The following is a 21795-nucleotide window of genomic DNA, read 5'->3' as shown; positions in this document are numbered from 1 at the left end:
AGTTCTATGGTTTCCGTGTCCTCATCGATTTCTTCGGCATCCTGCACTTCTTCATCTTCTTCCAGTTCTATGGCGTCCGCTTCCGTTTCATCCTCTGCTCCGCCTTCTTCTTCACCGTCCCCCGTATCCGCTTCGTCCTCTTCCCCGCCTTCTTCTTCGCCAGCCCCCGTATCCGGCTCAGGGAGGGGGGCTGCCGGAGAATCAATGCTCTCCAGCAGATTTTTAAGCTCCTGCAGTTCCTTGCCATCGGGGTCATCCAGCCCTTTTTCCCGGCGGTCAAGAAAATCCTTTACAATGCCGATCAGTTCATAGAGGCGTGAAATGGACATCTGGCTGTTGTCCCCGGAAACCATGCCGGATACGGTCTGCAGGAGTTTTTCCCGCATACTGTTATCCATTTCAAAGGTGTTATTTTTTCCTATGATGACACCTTCCGGGTTTTTATCTTCCTCCATCATTTTTTTAAGGTCGGCATTGATGGCGGTGCGCAGGCTGGCAAAATTTTTTATGCGGCTCCGGATGGCCTGTGGATCTTCCCCCGTCTCCCATACTTCTGCAATCAGTTTTTCGGCAGGGATTTCATGGATAGCTGTCAGGTCATCTTCGGAGGTATAGTGTTTGCGGATGGCCTGTATCAGGCGGTATTTGGGCGCATTGGGATTGCGGTAGGGCAGATTGTCAAAGGCCTGATCAATGCCTTTCAGGGTGAGGTTCAGGTTCATGGGACCTCCGTAAAGAAGAAAGGAAGCAGGTGGCTGAATTTTCGTGTTTTTATAAAATTCTTTTCTGTGCTATCTATAGCAATGCAGACGATTTTATGTTTTCTTAACCATAACAGAGATACGGGTAAAACTGCAACGGCAAGGAATCTTGCCGCAGCAGGGGCCCTTTCAGGAAAACCCGCACTGGTGATTTTTTCCCAGGGTTATCCTGCCTTTGCCGGTGAAGGAAAGTATCTTTCTTATGGTTCTGGAATTTTTGAAGATTATCAGATTTCCGGTTTATTTTACATGCAGGCAGACTGTTTTACATCCGGGGATTTTTCTACGGGTGTGGAAACAGGAAAAAAGCTTGCAGGGCTTTTTGACGTCTTGCCGCCGGAAACCCTTATCTTCTGGGATACACCTTCTGCCCTTTCCGCTGAGACACGGACAGCACTGTCTTTTTCCAGTGCTGTCTTTATTCCCCTTGGTCTGGAAGCCCTCTCCTTTGATCGTCTGGGGCCCAGCCTTGGACTGCTGGAGTGGGTACGCAGGGAAAGGCAGGAACCTCTGCCTCTTTTGGGAATGATCCCGGTATGTGTAAGACCGGATCAGGCCTTATACCGGATTTTTTCCGGCCCGGCCCATAAACTGTTCAGGGCAAAGATGGTTCCTGTCCCCATTCCCGAAGATTTTTCTGTAAAAAGGGCGGAGTCCATGGGAAGACCGGTTTTTTGTGAAGATCTTTTATCCCCTGCAGCCTTTGCCTATCAAATGCTATACAGGTGGATATCTTCTTGCATTCTTTAAGAAAATATGGATTCTGTACGGGAGGGGGCGGAATGCCTGTCGGGCAGGCTTATGCGGGGCAGAGAGTTTTTTTGAAACCGATATCAAAAAAGGAGCAGGCCTGTGAAAGTCAGCGATACCAGTGTAATAGAAAGCAGTGAACGGGAGTTGATGGATACCATTATTGCGGAGCTGGACTGGTCGGCCATTGAACAGCTACTGCGCCAAAAGCATAAAATCGGTTTGCAGGATGATGTCCATTTCCGGGAAGGGGATATGGTGGTACATGAAGGAAAGGTGGCTTATAAACTTTCCTTTGATGTCAAGATTACTCTGGATGTTGTTTTTGATCGCAAGGGGGAGTGCATCTACCTTTCCGCTGCCGGAGACGAGGAGAGTGGCGATGGAGAGGAAACCGACACCATGGAAGAGCTGCCGAGGAACAGTGCCGTTACATCGGAACTTGCAGATATGCTTGGGGAAATAAACTCCACAGAAGATCCGGATGATGAGGCCCTGCAAGTTTCTGATTCTGAAGAGAATCCGGAAGAGTTCAAGTCTTAGGGGGCGTGTCATTATTTTCTGAGGGTTTTTAAAGGGAACGAGGTTCTTTATGTCTGATTCCACAGATGCTCTTACGGTTGTGCGTGCCCATTTTGATGAAGTCCTTATGGATCATATCCGCTCAATCGTTGACATGGATGCGCTGCCTCCCGGTCTGGTTCTGAATATTTCCACCATAGCCTCCCTTGTGGTCCTTATGGAGCGGGAAGCTGAAATCGATGAGTTTGCTGAATCTCCGCCCGAACGGTATACGAGGGAAAGTTTTCTGGTGGATATCCGGGATATCGGTCTTGGTACGGATATCGGCATTCTTTCCGGTCTGAATCCGCTTCTGGATTCAGGACTTGTCACCGAAGCCGAAGACGGAAGCCTGAAGGCCGGGGTGACGGCACAGAAAATGATGCAGGTGGTGAATACCCTCTTTCCGGGTATGCAGGGTATGAATTTTGTTGCCTACACGGTTCAGACCATTGATGAGGTGGTTTCTGACCGCAAGGATCTCCATGATGCCAAGCGGTTTTTTCTGCAGACATTGAAAATGCATTCCCTGGCAGGGCAGGTATCGGAGCTTTCCAGGGACCGGATGGGAGATCAGAAGAAGGGTACCTTTGTAAGTAAACCGAAGAAACCGGCTTCTGCGGAATGGAACCGCAATGTTTTGCAGAAACTGAGTCGTCTGCGCAGTCAGCGGGGTGCATTTAAAAGCGACGAATTCAATATCAGGGAAGTTTTTGGTGCCGAATCAGGAAAAGAGATTCCGGAACAGGTGCCTGAACTTCCTCCGGATGAGCCGGAAACCATAGCCGCTGAAGTTTCTTCTGAGGCAGAGTCTGTGGAAGCGCCTCCTGCAGCACCGGAACTTTCGCCGGAGCTGCCACCAGCACCTGCAGCACCGGAACTTACGCCGGAGCTGCCACCAGCACCTGCAGCACCGGAACTTGCGCCGGAGCTGCCACCAGCACCTGCAGCACCGGAACTTGCGCCGGAGCTGCCACCAGCACCTGCAGCACCGGAACTTGCGCCGGAGCTGCCACCAGCACCTGCAGCACCGGAACTTTCGCCGGAGCTGCCACCAGCACCTGCAGCACCGGAACTTTCGCCAGAGCCGCCACCAGCACCTGCAGCGCCGGAACTTTCGCCCGTATCGGATTCGGAAGAAGAAGAGGATGAACAGGAAATCCTCGATGATGAGGATATTGAAGCAAGGATTGCTGCCTTTGAAAACAAGCTCGCCCTGACCTGCCCTATCTGTAAAAATGGAAAGCTTCAGGTGAACCAAACGGAAAAAGGCAAGGTTTTTTATGACTGCTCTCTGGCAAGCTGTCATTTCATCAGCTGGTCCCAGCCTTTTCATTATCCATGCCCCACCTGTGCCAATCCTTTTCTGGTGGCCTTTGTTACAAAGGAAGGAAAAGAAGGTCTGAAGTGCCCCAGAGCTACCTGCGACTATAGTCAGGATGCCCGCATGAATCCGGAAGAATTCCAGAGGAAGAAAAAGAAAAAACGTAAGATTGTCCGGAGGGTGAGGCGGAAAAGCTAAGTAAAGGGCTATGGTAACTGTTCAGCACAGTTTTCCAAGTATCATACCTGAAAGACAGATGCACAGGCCCCAGGCTATTTGCCCGTGACGCAATCTTATTCGGGAGCTTCTTGGCCTGTGCGGAAGCGGCAAAAACTCCCCGCCACAGGCAGGATAAGCTTTTTGATTACCATATCAAGCCTTGGTACGCTGCCTTTGTGGCGGGTCAGACAGTTTGCCGCTTCTTTCGCACAGGCCTTCAAAGCTCTGATCCGAAACGATTGCAATGTCACTTGCAAATAACCACGGAGCCTTGCAACAGTACGAAGCTGCTGCAACTACAGCATTGGCAGTTCGGAATAAATTCTGCTAATAATTAAGGGCTATGTAAAAAGTCCCTGCTCCGCGGATGCCGCAGATGAAACCGGACCAGCCCCGTTTTTACATAGCCATGGTGGTTTACTGGCTGCTGCCGTTTCCGGCCAGTACGTGTTTTTCAGGTGTAAAGCAGATAAAGTTTCCTGAAAAAACGATTTTTGAAGAAACCCTCAGGGAAACAGTTACCTCGTATTTTTTCCCTTTGCTATGGATGATTTTTGCTTCAGCGATGAGAAGATCTCCCAGAACCACGGGTTTCAGAAAGCGGCATGTGCTTTCTCCTAAAACCACATTGGGATGATTGACCGCCAGCATGGCCGCATGGTCGGCAAGGCCAAAAAGAAAACCTCCGTGGATCAGGCCACTGGCATCGGCAACCATGCAGTCCAGGGTTTGCATGGACAGCAGAGCCGTTCCATTCTCAACACGTTCCGGGAGACCACAGAGTCGGGTATCCATGTTCTGGTGGGTTTGAATATTCATGGTCAGCACTTACTCCTTGACAGATGTGTAAGAAAAACGCCCGGATTTCTACGGGCGTTTTTTAAAAGGTTCCCTTTTGGCAGAACAATGTTTTGCCCCCATCCTTTACATCATTGAAAATGATGCGGAGGATAGCCAAATCACGGAAGCCGGAATAAAGCAAGCCTTTGCATTTTTTTTATCTGAAAAGGCGTCTTAAAAGTGTTTTTCTTCCTGTATCAGGGGCAGGGTGAAGCGGAAGCTGCTGCCGCCGGATTCACTGCTTTCCATAAAAATACTGCCTTTGTGTGCCTGCATGGCAAGACGGCAGAAGTTCAGCCCAAGACCCGTGGAATGGCCCTGAATCACCTGATCCCTTTTACCCACCTGCATGTATTTATCAAAAATGATATCCCTGTCTTCCGGTGCGATACCCGGCCCTTCATCGTCCACATAGAAGAGAATTTTTGACCCTTTGATCTCATATCCTGTCCGGATGGTGCTGTTTTCAGGAGAATACTGAATGGCATTGGCAAAGAGATTCTGAAACACCCGCAACAGCAGCCCCCTGTCTCCAATGAATAGGGAAGAGGGTGCTTCTTTTGTTTCATTTTTCAGGGTGATCTGTTTCATCCTTGCCTGACCATGGATCATGGAAAGGGCTTCCTGCAGAAGGTCTTCCGCATCCAGCTGTTCAGGGATCAGTCGAAGCATCCTGTTTTCAAGGCGGGTGATGTCCAGAAGATTGGAAATCATCCGGAACATGGTATTGCAGCTGGACTGGGCCGATTCCACAAAGGAGAGATTTTCCTCGCTTGTCGTGTAGGAAAGAATATCAAGGTTTGCAACAATTTCAGCGATGGGTGCCTTGAGGTCATGAACCAGCAGATTGAAAAATTCCTGCCTTATTTTTTCATATTCCTTCAGTTGCCGGTTTTTTTTCTCCAGCTGGCGTCGCTGTTTTTTCAGGCGGTCGTTGAGACTCTGGTTTTCAATGGCACTGATAATGATACCAGCAAGCTGCAGGATGGTTTCCCTGTCTTTGAGGGAGAAACTGCCATCTCCCTCCTTGTCCGTCATGGAAAGAACACCCATGACCTTGTTTGCTGAGAAAATGGGAGCCAGAAAAAAGGCATCGGTTTTATAACCGCCTTTAAAGGAAACCCCCGGATTTTCTGTGTCCTTATCCATGTACAGGGGTTTTTTGTTGCGGATGACCCAGCATGAGGGGCTGTCACAGCTTAAGGGTTGGCGGAGACCGATAATTTCCGGGCGGGTTGCCGCAACCACTTCCAGAAAGCGGTTTCCCCTCTTGAACATGATGGAGGCCTTTTCAGCCTTGATGAGCACACGCAGTGCCTGCAGCAGTTCCTGCAGTTTATGATGATCATCAAGGGTTTCATCCCTTGAGATGCTTGTAATTCTGGAAAGGGTTTGCAGAAGGTTCTGGTCTTTTTCCATGGGAGACTCCGCATCAGAGGTTTTTGGCAATGAGGCGTTGAACCTCTTTGTGCTCCGGATCTTTACGTTGCAGCTTCTGTAGTATTTCTTCTGCCCGGAAGGTCTGTTTCATAGCGACGTAAATGCGTGCAAGGCGCAGGTGAACGTCAAAGTCATCGGGGTCTTTTTCTGAAATTTTAACAAGATAGGCAAGGGCCTCTCTTGGGTTGCTTGTGCTTTCATGGGCAATGGCCAGTTTTTTCATGATGTCGAGGCGTTTGGGAAACTGCCTGTGGATGATGTCAAACTGGGCGATGGCCGCATTGAAGGCCCCTGTATTGAGGCAGCATGTACCGATGTCTTCCCTCAGTTCCATGGGATTGCCGGAAAGCCGGATGGCATTTTCAAATACGGTTCCTGCCTTGTCGATTTTTCCTTTCTGTAAAAGAACCTTGCCGAAATTGATGGCCCTGTCCACATGGCGGGGACTGATTTTCATGGCTTTTTCGTAAAAACGGAAGGCTTTGTCCAGATCATTGCGTTTGAGATAAATATCTCCCAGATGGTGAAAGGAAAATACATCCAGATGGTTCATCTGGGCAGCTTTGACAAACCAGCGTTCCGCAAGGTCGATGTCTTCTTTTTTAAAAAATATTTCACCCATGGTGCGTATGGGCCGGGAAGATCTGGGGTCGGCTTCAATGGCCTGCTTGCAAAGGGGAATGGCTTCATCAAATTTTTTGGCCTCTATGAGATTGCGTACTTCCTTGAGAAGCCGGATGGACTCCGGTGGATGATTGGCCTTTTCTATCACTTTCTCAATTTTTGTGCCGAGGGACTGGACCGTGATGGGTTTGAGCAGGTAGGCATCGATGTCGGATTCTGCGGCTTCAGCAACAATTTCACTGTTGGCCTCGGCCGTGATCATGATGACCGGCATATCCCTCAGTTCTTTATTTTCGCGGATGTTGTCAAGGAGCTCTATGCCTGTCATCACGGGCATGTTCCAGTCGATGATGGCAAGGTCTACGGAGAACTGGCGCAGAATCTGTAAAGCTTCTTTTCCGTTTCCCGCAAGGCGGAAGTTGCTGCCATAATCGAGAATCTTGAGCATACTTCGTATGGAGCGGCACATATTATCCATGTCATCCACAATGAGAATGCTCATTTTTTTAAGATCAATCATCTTCGCTTCCCCTGTAATGGCAAAAAAAGAATCTTGTGTGGGAGGTCTGTCTGTTTCTGATGCCCCGAGGGCTGGGGCTGTATGGTGGATGTGTATATAATACTGAACAATATTCCTTTGGTATCAGGTTAACAAAAAATACACCATGTATCAATTGGTAATCTTTGGTTTGTGTTAAGGAAGAATTCCTGTTTTTTCCTTGCCTCTTTTAATGATGTGGCGTATGAGGAGGGAAAATATCTGACCGGGTGGTCATAGAACTTTGAGGAGCTTCCATGCACATCACAGACCCTTCTTTAAAGAGCGTTGCGGATAAATTTCTGGCCGGTGAACGCCTTGATTTTAAAGATGCCATGGCTTTGTACAGAACACCTGATCTGAATGGCCTTGGCCTTCTGGCCCACAAAGAGCGCCTGCGCCGCCATGGTAAAAAAACGTTTTTTATCCGCAATCAGCATCTCAATTATTCCAATGTGTGTAAAAACCGCTGTCTTTTCTGTGCCTATGCAAGGGATGCAGGGGATGAGGGAGCCTATACCTTTAATGAAGAGGATGTGCGTTCGCAGCTGTCTGCAAACCGTATGGAATCTGTCCGGGAAATTCATATCGTAGGTGGCTTGAATCCTTGCCTTGGCTTTGATTATTTTGAAAAGCTGCTGAACCTCGTTACAGAGCTGCAGCCCGAAGCGACCATCAAGGCTTTTACGGCGGTTGAAATCGATTATCTTTCCGGTATCACAGGACTTTCTGTGGAGAAGGTGGTGGAAAGGCTTAAAGCTGCAGGCCTTGCCATGATGCCCGGCGGTGGCGCCGAAGTGCTGAACGACCGCATCCATAAGGCTCTTTTCCCAAAAAAAATCAATAAGGACCGCTGGCTTGAAATCATAGAGACCGTCCACAGTCAGGGGATTCCCACCAATGCCACCATGCTCTATGGCCATATTGAAACCCTTGGGGAAAGGGTGGAGCATCTCTTGCAGCTCAGAAAACTTCAGGACAGGACGAAGGGTTTTTCAGCCTTTATTCCTCTGGCCTTCCATTCTGCCAATACCCGGCTTTCCCATCTTCCGCCGACCGCTGCCCTCGATGATCTGAGGACCATTGCCGTTGCCCGTCTGGTGCTGGATAATTTTGATCACATCAAGGCCTACTGGGTGATGCTGGGGGAAAAGCTGGCCCAGACAGCTCTTTATTTCGGTGCCGATGACATGGATGGTACCATTGTGGAAGAGCGCATTACCCACACCGCAGGCGCATCTTCCCCCAAAGGCATGACCCGTAAAGGATTGGAAAGCCTGATCCGGAGGGCGGATCTTTTTCCTGTGGAACGGGACAGTTTTTACGGAGAAATCAGTGGAGGCAGCCATGGAGAGGTCTGAAGACATACTGGGCAGAGCCATTGAGGGAGAGCGTATTTCAATGGAAGAAGGGCTGTACTTACTGGAACATGGCAGTTTTCCTGAGCTGGGTGCGGCAGCCCACGCCATCCGCTGTAAACGCCATGGAGGGCAGGTGAGCTATGTGGTGGACAGAAACATCAACTACACCAATGCCTGCGTTTCGGGCTGTCTTTTCTGTGCCTTTTACAGGGACAGGGCGGAAAAGGGAGCCTATGTCCTTGGAGATGGGGATTTTTTCCGGAAGATAGAGGAAACCTTTGCTTTGGGAGGAAGTCAGATTCTGCTTCAGGGGGGTATGCATCCAGAGCTGGATCTTGTCTGGCAGGAAAGCCTTTTGCGGCGGCTGAAGGAAAAATTTCCCACCCTGCATATCCATGGTTATTCTCCACCGGAAATCGCATATTTTGCAGATCAGGCAGGTGTATCCGATCAAAAATGTATTCAGCGGCTGGTGGCCGCAGGGCTGGATAGTATTCCCGGCGGAGGAGCGGAAATCCTCGTGGATCGTGTACGCAGGGAGGTGTCTCCGGGAAAATGCCTGTCGGACCGATGGCTTTCGGTGATGCGGGATGCCCATGGTCTGGGCCTGAGAACCACTGCCACCATGATGTTCGGCCACAAAGAGAGCAGGGCGGATATTCTGACCCACATGGATCGCCTGCGCCGCCTTCAGGATGAGACTTCAGGTTTTACGGCCTTCATTCCATGGACCTTTCAGTCTGAAAATACAAGGCTTTCAACAGAGACCGCCACATCGGTGGAATACCTGAAGGTACTGGCCCTTTCAAGAATTTATCTGGATAACTTTGATAATATACAGGCTTCATGGGTGACACAGGGGGAAAAAATCGCCCAGACCGCCCTCTTTTTTGGTGCCAATGACATGGGAAGTACCATGATAGAGGAAAATGTGGTTGCTGCTGCGGGCGTTTCCCATCGTCTTTCCTTGGATACCATACAGCGTCTGATACGGGATGCGGGTTTTGATCCTGTTCAGAGGAATTGTTTTTATCAGTTTGTGTCCGTCTGAAGGAGGTTTTGTGCCGGAAGTCTGCGAGGGGATACATAGGGCCCGTCACGTGGTGCTGGATGGTGGCCGGGTGATGGAAAACGCATGGCTGCATGTGGAAGGAGGCCGGATTCTGGATGTGGGCAGGGGCCGGATTCCTTCTGGCCTGGCCGTCACGGATCATGGTGAGCGGGGGCTTTTTCCCTGCTTTGTGAATGCCCATACCCATCTGGAACTCAGCACTCTGGGGCTGGTGGATGCCGAAGGGGGTTTTGAAAAATGGGTGCAGCGTCTGATGGAAGCCCGCAGCGGATTCGGGCCTGAAGAGCTGATCCTGGGTGTTCGGGAGGCCCTTTTTGCCATGAAAGCAGGCGGAACCATGGCCCTTGGAGACGTGACTACTCTGGGACTTTCCGAGGAAGCCATTTACGGTTCAGGCCTTGGCGGTATTGTTTTCCATGAGTCCGTTGGCAATCACCGGCAGGAAGTGCTGCCCCGGAAAAGTTCAGAAAAAAAACCCGGATTCAGTCTGGCAGGCCATGGACCCCACAGCACCGCTCCTGGTCTGCTTCTGGAGCTGAAACATAAAGCAAGTGCCTGCGGACTGCCCTTTTCCATCCATCTTGCGGAATCTGCCGGAGAAAGGGCTTTCATCCGTGGTGACAATCCCGTCTGGGCTTCATTTTTGGATCAGCGGGGTGTGGATCATGGAGACTGGCCCCTGCCCGCAGGCTCTCCGGTGCGCTATGCCGATACCCTTGGTATCCTTGACCCTGCTACCCTCTGTGTCCATCTGGTTCATGCGGATATCAAAGATATAAGAATCCTTGCAGACCAGGGCTGTGCTGTCTGCCTCTGTCCCAGAAGCAACATGTATCTCCATGGTATGCTTCCGGATCTTGGGACCATGGTGGCCGAAGGTATCCGTCCCTGTCTGGGCACGGACAGCCCCGCCAGCACGCCCTCCTTAAGCATGGCCCATGAGCTGGCCTTTGCTGCAGGCCGGTGGGCATGGCTGGACCCTGCCTTTCTTTTCAACATGGCCAGCCTGCATGGGGCAGAGGCCCTTGGCATTGACATGGACTATGGCTCCCTTACGCCGGGTAAAAGGGCCTGCTTTCTCGTTGCAGAGGCCGGGGGGCACCACCCTGTGGCAGATTTTGTGGCCCTGCCTGAAATCGTTGAGGTGTATGGATGAATCCGGTGGTTCGTATTGGGCGCATTGATTATCTGAATGTGTGGCCTGTATATTATGGCTTTGACCTTATGGGGATTCCCCATGGTATGACTCTCCATACGGCAGCTCCTGCGGAACTCAACGGCATGCTTGAGGAGGGGCTTTTGGATATTTCTGCCATTTCTGCCTTTGCCTATGCCAAAAATCACAAAGACTGGATGCTGGTGCCGGATCTGGGTATCGGATGTGACGGCAGGGTGATGAGTGTGCTGCTGGTAAGCACCTGCCCCCTGGAGGCCCTTAACGGAGCTGCGCTGGGCCTGAGCCGTGAATCGGCATCCGCAGCCAGTCTTCTGCGGTTTTTTTTCTGGAAGAGGGGACTTGCCTGCATGCTGGATACCCGCAGGGTGAGAAGCCCTGAGGATCTTGAAGGACTGACAGGTGGACTTGTCATCGGAGATGCGGCCCTTTGTGGACAATGGAGAGAAAAATTTCCATATGTCTATGACCTTGCAGAACTGTGGAAAAAGGATACGGGCCTGCCCTTTGTTTTCGGGCTCTGGGCTGTACGAAGGGAGGCTGTGCTGCAAAGGCCGGATGCGCTGGGGCAGGCCCTCTCTTTTCTTCTCATGTCCAAGGCCACGGGCATGAAGGCCATGGAGCGTATCTGCCAGCGGGCGGCTGTGGAAAAGGGTCTTGCACCGGAGACCGTAAAAGACTATTTTACCTGTCTTGATTATGGTCTGCCACCTTCCCACATTCGAGGGCTTGTTCATTATTTTCACTGCATGGAAAAAATGGGGTTCATTGATGGGGCTCCGGAGCCTGTATTTTTAAATTCGCATGCCCCCGGGCTTGCTGCAATGAATTTTTCCGATTCTGAAAGGCCTGTTATTCCAATGCAGAAGTGTTTATCCGGGGCAAGGTATCAGGAGAAGGCGGCGGCAGGGCTTTAATTCTCAGAGGAATGTGGAATGAAAAAGATACTGGGCATTGTTTTTTTACTGGCTGTATCCTTTGTGTTTTTCAACAGCAACGGGACGGCCCGCCCGCCGGGTGTGATTGTGGCGGAAAGCCCTGTTCAGCATGAAAATGCTTTGCCCTCTGCCTTTGATTTCAATGGATACAGGCTGACGCCGCTGGCGCATTTTGAGATGACAGGCCTTGTTCTTTCAAGAAAGAGATACCATACGGACCGGGAGTCCGATCTTGCCCCTGTGGATCTTGCTTTGGGCTGGGGCAGGATGTCCGATGCGGCTGTGCTGGAAAGGATTAAAATTACCCAGTCGGGACGGTGGTACCGCTGGCGGACGGATAATTTTCCCATCCCCAGAAGGGAAATAGAAACAAGCAGTGCCAATATGCATCTCATTCCCGCAGACAGCCATGTCAGAAAGGGCATGCTGGCTGCCCGTAAAGGGGATGTTGTTCGTTTTTCAGGCTATCTTGTGCGGGCAGATGCTCCGGACGGGTGGCGGTGGATCAGCTCCCTGACCCGTACGGATACGGGGGATGGCGCCTGTGAGGTGGTTTATGTCAAGGAATTTTTCAGGCTGCCCTGACTCTGTGCCGTGCATACCCTTATTTGAGATGTCCTGAAATATCAGCGGCTCATCCTTATGTTTTTCAGATACTCAAGGTGCCGCAGATGGCCGGGGGGATCTTTCCGTTGCCATCTTAAAGCCTGGTCCGGTTTTTCGGTCACAGGTTTTTGTGTTCCCTGATTCGCTGTTTTAACGTTGGCATTTCCGGCAGATCGTCAGGAACCATGGCAAGGGCTTTCAGCAGATAATGGTGCGGTACGGCATAGGTGATGGATGTGGGCATGGCATAGGTGGCCGTTCCCTGATCCACAAGTCCCACATCGTGCAGGCTGGAAAAAAGAACGCCCAGCGTATTTGATGTATGGGGGTCAAAGACAGGAGAACCACTGGCACCACCGAGGCTCATGACGTTTACGGAAAAAGCCTCAGGGTCAGGCTTGGGAAAGGGCAGAATGGCACTGATGATACCCTTTTGCAGGGTGGGGCCCATCTGCAGTCCCGCAGGACTTTCCAGAGAGCGGCTGCCCAGTGGAAATCCGGCTGTGGCGATTTCCATTCCTTCTTCAGGAGAGACTTCTTCCGACAGGGGCAGAACACAGGTTTCTGACACCGCCATCTGTACAAGTCCTATGTCCGGAGCTGCCCTGTTGCCGGGGGATCTGAGAATGAATGGTCCCATGCGTATGACAGCGGCAAGGTCCACACGGAGGGCAAGCATTTCACCATGATCCCGGACGAAAAAAAGACCCTGTACGGCCCAGTCCTTATCCGGCAGTCCTTCTGGCCGGAAAACATGGGCAAAGGTTTCAATCACATGGGCATTGGTGACGGCAAGACCATTTTTTCGGATAAAAAAGCCCGTGCCAAGAATCGGTGGAAGCTGCCCCTTCTGATGGGGTGATGCGTATTTTGGCACAAAGGCAAAAATGCCTTCACGGATTTTCGCATAATGTGCCTGAAGGGACATGGAAAGCTCCGGATGATAAAAAAAGAAGGAGTGATTTTTTAACCTCTGTATGCCTTGCACACAGGTCTTGTGTTGGTATTTTATGCAGGACGTGCAGTGGCCGGATTCGCATTGGCAGGTCTTTTCTGCTGGTCATTTTTCTGATAGTTTATCAGGATATTGCCAAAAAAGATATGAAGAATGGTATCGGCATCTATGGTTTTTTCAAAGGGGACTTCCTCTTCCGCATTGAGCAGGGCATTGCAGATGCCATCAAGGGCAATGGCCAGAACAATGGGTTCTCCCATGGGAGGAAGAAGATTTTTTTCCATGGCAGCGGAAAAAAGTACAGCAAGGTCTTCCCTCAGCTTATGCTGTTTTTCTTTAAGCAGTATGGAAATCTGTGAGCGGACAATGGCATTGATTCCCATGGTTTCTGAAAGAAAAAGTCTGAAAATGCCAATGTTTTCCCTGTAAAGTTCGATCTTTTTTTCTATCCATCGACATATTTTTGTAAATTCATCGGAATCGCAGCGGACCACATGGTCGAGCTGGCGGCAGACACCACCTGTTTTTTCGAGAATCATTGCTTTATAAAGGGCTTCTTTATTTGGAAAAAAATTATAGAGGGATCCTACGGAAAATTCAGATTCCTTTGCTATTTCACTCATCGATACCTGATGAAATCCCTTTTCAGCAAAAAGACGAAGCGCAGTGTTCAGTATGGATTCACGGCGTTGAATGAATTCCCTCTCTTTTCTGGACAGGGAAGGGGCAAGGCCGGGCATAGGAATTCTCCACTGTTTAAGGGTTAAAAGGATTACAATGTTTGAGTGTATAAAACTCATATTTTGCCTGATTTGTCAATTCAATGTTTTGAACGATGTTTTTTTGTTGAATGGGGTGTAATCTGAGACGGGGAAAAATAAGAACTCTTCTTGTATCACAGGGCTAAATTCGTTAAGTCATCTCCGGTATGGGGGCTGCTCTTTATGTTTTGGAAGGAGGGCTCCATGTGCTGGACAAAATGCCATAGTAGGGTGTGTGCTACTGTGCAGCTTGTGGGACTGTTCGGAAGGAAGTATGTTTTTTTATTTTTTGATTACCACTCACTTTCAGCCATAGGAATTTTAAGCCATGTAAATGCCATGACTAAATTTTACTATTGTTGGCGGGCACCCGTAAAGGGTGCCCCTACAAAACAGGGCCGTCAAAAACATTCGTAGGGGCAGGCCTTGCGCCTGCCCGTATGAAAGCTCTAACTATGTACCTGACAACAATCTGACCAGCAGGTTGGGGATGAGTCAGGGTAGTAATCAGATTTTATTTTGAGTACTTCATGGGGAAAGGAATCATTTTATCATGCACAGGGTTGACCGTTATTTTTTTTCCCAGATGCTTTTTCCCTTTTTTTTAAATATATTTTTTTTCACCTTGATTTTTCTTATAACGCAACTTCTTGATATAGCAGATCTTATTGTTAATTATGGGACAGGTGTCTCTGCAGTGGCCCTGTTGCTGGCCTATAGCGCTCCTTTTTTTCTCCAGTTTACCATACCCCTGGCGGTGATGGTGACTGTGCTGATTACCTTTTTGCGTCTGTCCGGGGACAGGGAAATCCTTGCCCTGAAGGCTGGTGGTTTCAGCAGTTGGCGCTTTCTACCGCCAGTCCTCTTTTTCTGTCTGCTTGCAGCGCTGATTACGGCAGGGATGACCATTTATGGCCTGCCATGGGGAAAACTTGAGTCCAGAAAGCTGGTTGCAGAGCTGGCAATGAAACATGGGAGTATGATTTTGAAGCCCATGGTTTTTAACGATATGTTTTCAGGAGTTACCCTGTATGCGGGAGAAATGGATAAGGAAACAGGCAGCCTGAAGGATATTTTTATAGAGGATTATCGGGAAAAGGAAGGAATGGGTACCATTATTGCTCCCGAAGGCCGGCTTCAGATGGATGCGGATACGGGTATGGTTCTGATCAGGCTTTCCAATGGCATGATCCTGCGGGGTGATGATCTTATATCGGAGGTTCATGCCATTGCCTTTGAAAATTATGATCTGAGACTGAACCTTGCAAAGGAAAAGGGGGATGCCCTTGGTGGCAGACCAAAGGATAAGGAGGAAATGGGTTTTTCTGAACTCCGTGAGCATATCCGGAAGCTGCCGGAAGGAAGCAGAAGCTATAATGCGGCGGTGATCAAACTCCATGAAAAATTTTCCTTTCCTTTGGCCTGTTTTGTGCTTGGTATTATTGCCTTTTCTCTGGGCATCAGTTCCATGGAAAGAAAACGTTCCCCTGGACTCAGTGCAGGGCTTGGCTTTTTTCTTGTATATTATGCTTTTTTAACCATGGGCTGGTCCTTTGGAGAAAGCGGCGTTTTTCATCCTGGAATTGCCATATGGACCCCCAATCTGGTGCTGGGTGTGGTGGGGGGATGGATGCTTTTTCGTGTGGCCGGTGAAAAAACTCTGATACCCCAGTTTATATATGTACTGAAAATTCATCGGGGGGAAAGAGGATGACCCGCCTGGATCTGTATGTCTGCAGAGAAATGGTTCGTTATTTTTTTATTCTTTTGCTTATGGTGGTGGTTGTTTTTGTGGTGGTGGACTACCTGAGCAATGCGGATCGTTTTTTTGCAGCAGGGCTTTCCGGATATAAAAGTATCTATTATGTACTGCTGAAGCTTCCCAGAGAAATTATACATATTTTACCTTTATGTTTTTTTCTCAGCATCCTTGCTGCTCTGGGTATGGTGAACCGGTCCAATGAACTGATTGCCCTTAAGGGTGGGGGCATTGGTCCAGCTATTCTGCTTCGTCCGGTATTTGCCGTGGCTTTTTTTATAAGCATGTTCGGAATTTTACTGGCAGATACCATCTCCCCCATGGCTTCCGCAGAGGTCAATGCCATCCGCTATGGGGAGCTGCGTCCCGGTGCTGTGCAAGTGCAGCGTAAGGAAAATATCCGTATCCGCAAGGATGATTTTTTTATTTATATTAAGGAGGTCAATCTGGATGATGAGAGGCTGGAAGGTATCCGAATCCATGAGTTGAAAAGGGATGGCTTTTTTCCGGTACGCCGTATCCTTGCCCAAAGTGGTTTTTTTGTTGACGAAGGCTGGGTGCTGGAGGATGTGGTGGAACAGGTGCTGGATAGGAAGGAAGACGGAGTTTTCACTGTGCGGTCCTATCCTGCCTTTGCCTTTGATGTTGGCCTGAATCTTTCGGATTTTGAACGTATCCGCAGTGCCGCCAGTGAAATGGGTATCAGGGAGCTGTGGCGTTACATGCATAAAATTGAAAGGGAGGGGTTTGATGTAACAGGTTACAGGGTGGATTTTTTTGGTAAGACGGCCTTTCCATTTGCCTCCCTTGCCCTGTGTTTTCTGGCTGTCCTGATCAGCCTGCGGCCTTCCATGAAGAAGAATATGGCCGTAGGCATGGGCTATGGTATCGGAATCGCATTTATGTACTGGATCTGTTACAGCTTTTCCATGTCCCTTGGCTATGGCGGGGTTCTTCCGGCAGCCTTTGCCGCCTGGATGCCCAATTGTCTTTTTGCGGCTCTGGGTATCTATGGCCTCCTCGGACTGGACTGAAAGAAGATAAGCTATGGCTTTTTCCATTTTTCCTCCACACTTTCAGCAGCGTTTCTGGCCCAAAAAAAATCTTCTGACGCACGGTCAGGGGCCGGTCATCTGGATACATGCCCTTTCCCTTGGTGAGGTTCTTTCGGCTTTGCCCCTTGTGGCGCTTTTTTCGGATGAAAGGCCTGATATACAGATTGTTTTTACGGCATCCACCCGGAGCGGCATGGAAGCATTAAAAAAAAATTCTGGCAGTCGGTTGGCAGATATCCGGTATTTTCCTCTGGATCATCCCGTGGCTGTGAATCGTGTACTTTCTGATCTTCATCCGGATATTTTTGTGCTGGTGGAAACGGATCTCTGGCCCCTTTTCATGGGGGGCATCCGCAAAAGAAAGATTCCTGCCATTTTTGTGAATGCAAGGATTTCCGATAAAACACTGAAAGGCTATCTCAGGCTCTCCCGTATTATGGGCCCGGCATTAAAGACTTTCAGGGCCATTATTCCCCAGAGTCCTGTGGATGCACAAAGGCTGCTTCGCCTTGGGGTTGAAGCTGAAAGCATACGGTCACCCGCCAATCTCAAGCACGACAGTTCTCTGCCCGATCCTGAAAATCCTGCCCTTGCTCCCGTGCGGGACTGGCTTTTGCAACAGACGGCATCCTTTGTGTGGGTCTGCGGCAGTCTGCATCCCGGAGAAGAGCATTTTCTTTCCGATGTCCTTACGGACGAGAGGCTGGGGGGGGCTGCCATCCATACTCTTCTGGTACCGAGGCATCCGGAAAATGCACCTTTGTTTGAAAAGGCGCTGCAGGACAGGGGGCTCAGGGTAGAGGTTCTGTCCCGGCATTCGGGAGAAAAGGCCTCTGTTCTCATTGTGGACAGCATGGGTCTCCTGAAGGATATGTATGCCCTATCCCACGGGGCACTGGTGGGGGGCAGTATTATTTCCTTAAGGGGACACAATCCCCTGGAGCCTGCCATGGCGGGTATTCCCGTAAGTATGGGGCCTTCCAGTGAAGATTTTGCGGAAAGCTGGCAGGGGCTTCAGGATGCAGGGGGCGGATTCTCTGTTCGGACTCCGGAGGAAATGGCAGATCTTCTTCTTTTGTGGAAGAACGAAGAAAATAAAAGAAAGGCAGCCGGAGAAGCGGGGAGAAATTATGTTCTTCGGGGCCGGGGTGCGGCACGTAGGGCCTTTGACCTGGTCTGTGACCTGCTGGGAGAAAAAACATGCTGAAACAAAAAATTGCAGACCGTATTTATAGGCCCGCCCGTAACAGGGATGGGGGGGATTTCCTCTTTTCATTGTTTGAATCCCTGTATGGTCTGGGGCAGGGTCTTAAAAACCGGCATCTGGAGAAAAGTGAAAAAAAAAGACTGCCCGTTCCCGTTATATCCGTGGGCAATGTGGTTGCAGGCGGTACGGGTAAAACGCCCATGACAGCGGCCCTTGCCCGTATCCTTGCGGATGAGGGCTTTCGGGTGGCTGTCTTAAGCCGGGGCTATGGTGGAAAGCTTGTCAAAAAGGGCGGCCGGGTATCCGATGGCAAAGAGGTTTTTCTGAAAGCAGACATGGCCGGAGATGAACCCTGTCTGCTGGCCGCCACCACCCCTGCCTCGGTGTATGTGGGAGCAGACCGTTACAGAAGCGGTCTTCGGGCAGTGGAAGAAGGGGCAGAGATTCTGCTCCTTGATGATGGCTTTCAGCACAGAATTCTGCACAGGGATCTGGATATTGTGCTTCTGGACAGCCAGCAGCCCTTTGGAAACGGGAGGCTTCTTCCCAGAGGCAGTCTGCGTGAAAGGCCATCCTCTCTGCTCCGGGCCCATGCTCTGGTTTTCACCCGGTGGGAGGGAGGTGAATTCCGCCATGAAGGCCTTTGTCAGTGGGCGGAAGCTGCGGGTATCCCCGTTTTTTTCAGCCGCCATGAACAGCTTGCCATGGGGGGGGAAGCTCCCCTGCCTCTTTCTTCGGAAAAGGTTCTGGCCTTTTCTGCCCTTGCCGATGGCCGTTCTTTTGTGGATGGACTTCTGAAGAAGGGGTGGAATGTGGGGGGGGTACTGAAGTTTCCTGACCACCACCCCTATGGCCCTTCGGCCATGGAGCCGCTTGTGGAAAAAGCCCGCCGTATGGGGGCAAAGGCCCTGATAACCACGGCCAAGGATGCTGTGAAGCTGCCGGATGCTTCGCTCTGGCCCCTGCCTTTGCATGTGGTGGATGTGAGGATGGATTTTCTCAACCCCTCTGCCTTCACCCACTGGCTGAAAGGGGAGCTGGACAAAATACTGAGGGTGGAAAAATGATACCAGATCCTTTGCGGATTCTCTGTGTGGGTGACGGAAGCCCCGGACATGAGAAGCAGACCCTTGCCATGGCAGAGGCCTTTGGCCGGATATCTTCTGTGGAGCTGCGCTGGCTCCGTGTGCCCCAAGGCAGGGCCTTTGACTTTTATTCAAGGATGGCTGCCCTTACCTTCCCTGTTTTTCCATTTTTTCGGAACGCTGTTTTGAAAAAAACGGGATGGGAAGATAAGGATTTCTCTCCCCATCTGATCATGGCCGCAGGAAGCCACACCCATGGCAGCCTGCTTGTTTTGGCAAAATATTACAAGGCCAGAACCCTTATCTGCATGACGCCGGATTTCCTTGTACAAAGGCAGGTGGATCTGGTGCTTTCTCCCCTTCACGACGGGAAAAAAGCGGGGCCGGGCCTGCTGCATACCCTGGGGCCGCCCTGCAGGAGGCCAGCCCCTTCTTTAAGAAACAATGATCAGGGGCTGATTCTTGTGGGGGGCGTGGATGCCTCCAGCCATATATGGGACACAAAAATTCTGATCCGGCAGATGGAAGATCTCCTTGAAAGAAAAACGATCATGCGCTGGCAGGTGGGGTCTTCTCCCAGAACACCAGCGGAGACAGAAGAAGCGTTGAGTCTGCTTGCAGAAAAATATGACAGACTTTCCTTTACTCCCTTTGCAAAGGCAGCGCCGGGATGGGTGGAATCTGCCTATGCCAGAAGTGCTGAGGCATGGATCACCGGAGACAGCATGTCCATGGTGTACGAGGCACTCACCGCAGGTTGCAGGGTGGGGGTGCTGCCCGTCAGGTGGGTAAAAATAAACAGCAAGTTTCAAAGAAGTCTGGATTACCTGCATGAAAAGGGGTGGGTTCTCTACCCCGGAGAAGAGGCTGCAGGGGAAATTCCCCGGCTGGATGAAGCGACAAGGGCGGCGGAGGAGGCCGTTAAAAGATGGTGGAAAAAAGATTAAGCGTTCTGCAGATGTTGCCGGACATGGAAACCGGGGGCGCAGAGCAGGGTACTCTTGAACTGGCTGACTATCTTGTGTGTAATGGACACTACTCTCTTGTAATTTCAAGGGGTGGTCGTATGGTAAAAGATCTCCGTAAGGGTGGAAGCATTCATGTCAATATGCCTTATATTGGTGAGAAGTCTCCGCGGGGACTGGGACATATAAAAAATTTAAGAAGGCTTTTTTCGAAGGTGGATGTTGTTCATATACGTTCACGAATACCAGCATGGATAGGGTATCTGGCTTGGAAAAGTCTGCCTGAAAAAAAACGACCGTTGCTTGTAACTACCATTCACAGTGTGTATTCAGTCAGTCCATATACAGCAGTTATGACTTTTGGAGAGGCTGTTATTGTTGTTTCTGAAAGTGTCCGAAACTATGTGATGTCAAACTATCGGGTGGACTCTCTGCGGCTGCATTGTATTCCAAGAGGAGCAGACAGCAGGCGTTTTAATCCTGACAAACTGGACTGGGATGAAGTGGAGAAAAACCGGAGAAAATGGACGGATGATAAAAATATACCCGTCATTCTTGTTCCCGGACGTTTCTCTCGGGTCAAAGGGCAGAATCTTGTTTTGGAAGCTATGAAGTTTGTTAAAGGTGACTGGCGTCTTGTCTTTGTGGGAGACCCCATGGAAAACCCTTCATACGCAAGAGAGTTGGAAAAAGAAGCGGCTTTATACCCGGATAAAGTATTTTTTACAGGTTACAGAAAGGATATTCCCAGCCTGCTGGCTGCCAGTGATATCATGATATCTCCTTCACGCACCCCGGAGGCATTTGGACGAACAACAGCAGAGGCTGGAATGATGGGTAAGTGTGTTCTGGCTTCAGCCCATGGTGGCAGCCTTGAAATTATTCAAAATGGGAAGACAGGCCTTCTTTTTAAACCGGGTAGCCCTGAAGATATGGCAGATAAACTGTCATTTTTAATGGCAAATCCCAGGGCAAGAGAGACTATGGGGACGGCTGCGCGAATGAGAATGACAGAAAAGTTTACTATCGAAAGTATGTGTCGGAAAACCCTTGATCTCTATATTGATATGCTGAGACAAAAAAGTGAGACAGGCAGATAATGATGTGTCAGATATGAAAACAATACTATTTATGGGTAACTTGACTATAGTTCTTTGAAATTCGGGCTGTTATAAAGCGACCATTTGCCCCTCACTGGTCTGGGTCGAATCCGGGGTCTTTTGCCTTGCGCTTCAGATTGTTTACAAAATTCTATATACTGTAAAATCCTTTATTCATTACCAGCCGCAGGGCAGCTTGCTATGAATTTTCATCGTTTAAAATGATTCTTTTTGAATAAAGGGCTGCCCCGGCCGCAGGAAATCCATATGGTATATATCCGTAAAATGTTTATCTGGTCCGCTCTGATCCTCGTATCCGCTGTTTTGGCAGTGGTTTTGCAATGGGCTTCGCTTCCGGCGGCAACCCTGCTCGGGCCCATGCTGGCTGGTATGGTCTTTGCCCTGCGGGGGGTGGATCTGACGGTTCCCCGCTGGGCCTTCACCGGGGCGCAGTCTGTTGTGGGCTGCATGGTGGCCCTTGCCATGAGCCCGTCCATCCTGAGCACACTGATCCAAAGCTGGTCCGCCATTCTTTTTGCCATTGCCCTTGTCATCATCTTCGGTGCGCTGGTGGGGCATGGGCTGATGCATTTCGGCACCCTGCCGGGAAACACGGCGGCATGGGGAACCTCGCCGGGCGGGGCCGTTGCCATGGTGGCCATGGCCGAATCCTTTGGCGCAGACATCCGCATGGTGGCCT

General features: G+C 50.2%; 20 protein-coding genes and 1 pseudogene. 15 read left to right on the top strand and 6 right to left on the bottom strand.

From position 1 onward, the window contains the following. Positions 1-722 (bottom strand): annotated as a pseudogene (locus LZ24_RS15245) (hypothetical protein); the annotation flags it as partial. An 81-nt stretch (positions 723-803) separates the two neighbouring features. On the opposite strand from LZ24_RS15245, the gene LZ24_RS15240 reads away from it, so the two are divergent. From LZ24_RS15240 to LZ24_RS15230, 3 genes are all read left to right on the top strand, one after another. After that, entirely contained in the window at positions 804-1511 is a 708-nt protein-coding gene (locus LZ24_RS15240) for a ParA family protein (protein WP_144686588.1), read from the top strand. 102 nt (positions 1512-1613) lie between these two features. Then, a complete protein-coding gene (locus tag LZ24_RS15235; protein WP_144686587.1) occupies positions 1614-2054 on the top strand; it encodes a hypothetical protein in 441 nt (146 codons plus the stop codon). Between the two features lie 49 nt (positions 2055-2103). After that, a complete protein-coding gene (locus tag LZ24_RS15230) occupies positions 2104-3594 on the top strand; it encodes a type I DNA topoisomerase (RefSeq protein ID WP_144686586.1) in 1491 nt (496 codons plus the stop codon). Between the two features lie 438 nt (positions 3595-4032). Here LZ24_RS15230 and LZ24_RS15225 read toward each other — a convergent pair whose 3' ends face one another. The 3 genes from LZ24_RS15225 to LZ24_RS15215 form a co-directional block, all read right to left on the bottom strand. Next, positions 4033-4434, bottom strand: coding sequence for a hotdog domain-containing protein (locus LZ24_RS15225; protein ID WP_144686585.1), 402 nt, complete (start codon positions 4432-4434; stop codon positions 4033-4035). Between the two features lie 195 nt (positions 4435-4629). Continuing rightward, positions 4630-5874, bottom strand: a complete 1245-nt coding sequence (locus tag LZ24_RS15220; protein ID WP_144686584.1) for a GAF domain-containing sensor histidine kinase — start codon at positions 5872-5874, stop codon at positions 4630-4632. Positions 5875-5887: 13 nt separating this feature from the next. Then, the gene (locus tag LZ24_RS15215; protein WP_144686583.1) at positions 5888-7039 is read right to left on the bottom strand and encodes a tetratricopeptide repeat protein; all 1152 of its coding nucleotides are present in this window, start codon (positions 7037-7039) and stop codon (positions 5888-5890) included. Between the two features lie 275 nt (positions 7040-7314). On the opposite strand from LZ24_RS15215, the gene mqnE reads away from it, so the two are divergent. From mqnE to LZ24_RS15190, 5 genes are read left to right on the top strand one after another with little or no spacing between them, the layout of a single operon-like run. Then, positions 7315-8418: an aminofutalosine synthase MqnE gene (gene mqnE / locus LZ24_RS15210; protein ID WP_144686582.1), complete on the top strand. Its 1104-nt coding sequence runs from the start codon at positions 7315-7317 to the stop codon at positions 8416-8418. After that, positions 8405-9469: a cyclic dehypoxanthinyl futalosine synthase gene (mqnC, locus tag LZ24_RS15205; RefSeq protein WP_144686581.1), complete on the top strand. Its 1065-nt coding sequence runs from the start codon at positions 8405-8407 to the stop codon at positions 9467-9469. Before mqnE ends, mqnC begins: the two co-directional genes overlap by 14 nt. A 10-nt stretch (positions 9470-9479) precedes the next feature. Beyond that, positions 9480-10646 (top strand): amidohydrolase family protein, encoded by a 1167-nt coding sequence (locus LZ24_RS15200; protein WP_186443192.1) that lies wholly within the window; start codon positions 9480-9482, stop codon positions 10644-10646. Further along, on the top strand, positions 10643-11581 hold the full coding sequence (locus tag LZ24_RS15195; RefSeq protein ID WP_144686579.1) for a menaquinone biosynthesis protein: 939 nt from the start codon (positions 10643-10645) through the stop codon (positions 11579-11581). The genes LZ24_RS15200 and LZ24_RS15195 overlap by 4 nt, the downstream gene beginning before the upstream one ends. An 18-nt stretch (positions 11582-11599) precedes the next feature. Continuing rightward, positions 11600-12187 (top strand): hypothetical protein, encoded by a 588-nt coding sequence (locus LZ24_RS15190; RefSeq protein WP_144686578.1) that lies wholly within the window; start codon positions 11600-11602, stop codon positions 12185-12187. Between the two features lie 139 nt (positions 12188-12326). Here the strand turns inward: LZ24_RS15190 and LZ24_RS15185 are convergent, their stop codons facing one another. Both LZ24_RS15185 and LZ24_RS15180 read right to left on the bottom strand, forming a co-directional pair. Then, positions 12327-13136: a S1 family peptidase gene (locus LZ24_RS15185; RefSeq protein ID WP_144686577.1), complete on the bottom strand. Its 810-nt coding sequence runs from the start codon at positions 13134-13136 to the stop codon at positions 12327-12329. Between the two features lie 80 nt (positions 13137-13216). Further along, the gene (locus LZ24_RS15180) at positions 13217-13903 is read right to left on the bottom strand and encodes a TetR/AcrR family transcriptional regulator (protein WP_186443191.1); all 687 of its coding nucleotides are present in this window, start codon (positions 13901-13903) and stop codon (positions 13217-13219) included. Between the two features lie 574 nt (positions 13904-14477). Between LZ24_RS15180 and lptF the strand changes: the two genes are divergently transcribed. From lptF to LZ24_RS15145, 7 genes are all read left to right on the top strand, one after another. Further along, on the top strand, positions 14478-15638 hold the full coding sequence (gene lptF, locus LZ24_RS15175) for an LPS export ABC transporter permease LptF (RefSeq protein WP_144686575.1): 1161 nt from the start codon (positions 14478-14480) through the stop codon (positions 15636-15638). Beyond that, positions 15635-16717: an LPS export ABC transporter permease LptG gene (gene lptG, locus LZ24_RS15170; protein ID WP_144686574.1), complete on the top strand. Its 1083-nt coding sequence runs from the start codon at positions 15635-15637 to the stop codon at positions 16715-16717. Before lptF ends, lptG begins: the two co-directional genes overlap by 4 nt. 13 nt (positions 16718-16730) lie before the next feature. Then, positions 16731-17945: a 3-deoxy-D-manno-octulosonic acid transferase gene (locus tag LZ24_RS15165; RefSeq protein ID WP_144686573.1), complete on the top strand. Its 1215-nt coding sequence runs from the start codon at positions 16731-16733 to the stop codon at positions 17943-17945. Then, positions 17939-19012, top strand: coding sequence for a tetraacyldisaccharide 4'-kinase (lpxK, locus tag LZ24_RS15160; RefSeq protein WP_144686572.1), 1074 nt, complete (start codon positions 17939-17941; stop codon positions 19010-19012). The genes LZ24_RS15165 and lpxK overlap by 7 nt, the downstream gene beginning before the upstream one ends. Beyond that, the gene (locus LZ24_RS15155; RefSeq protein WP_144686571.1) at positions 19009-19977 is read left to right on the top strand and encodes an ELM1/GtrOC1 family putative glycosyltransferase; all 969 of its coding nucleotides are present in this window, start codon (positions 19009-19011) and stop codon (positions 19975-19977) included. The genes lpxK and LZ24_RS15155 overlap by 4 nt, the downstream gene beginning before the upstream one ends. Beyond that, positions 19959-21095, top strand: coding sequence for a glycosyltransferase family 4 protein (locus LZ24_RS15150; RefSeq protein ID WP_144686570.1), 1137 nt, complete (start codon positions 19959-19961; stop codon positions 21093-21095). Before LZ24_RS15155 ends, LZ24_RS15150 begins: the two co-directional genes overlap by 19 nt. Before the next feature lie 267 nt (positions 21096-21362). Next, a partial coding sequence (locus tag LZ24_RS15145) for an AbrB family transcriptional regulator (protein ID WP_186443190.1) occupies positions 21363-21795 on the top strand: 433 nt, incomplete at its 3' end.

Source organism: Desulfobotulus alkaliphilus (assembly GCF_007830435.1).
Lineage (GTDB): Bacteria > Desulfobacterota > Desulfobacteria > Desulfobacterales > ASO4-4 > Desulfobotulus > Desulfobotulus alkaliphilus.
This window is presented reverse-complemented; position numbering and strand designations above follow the sequence as displayed.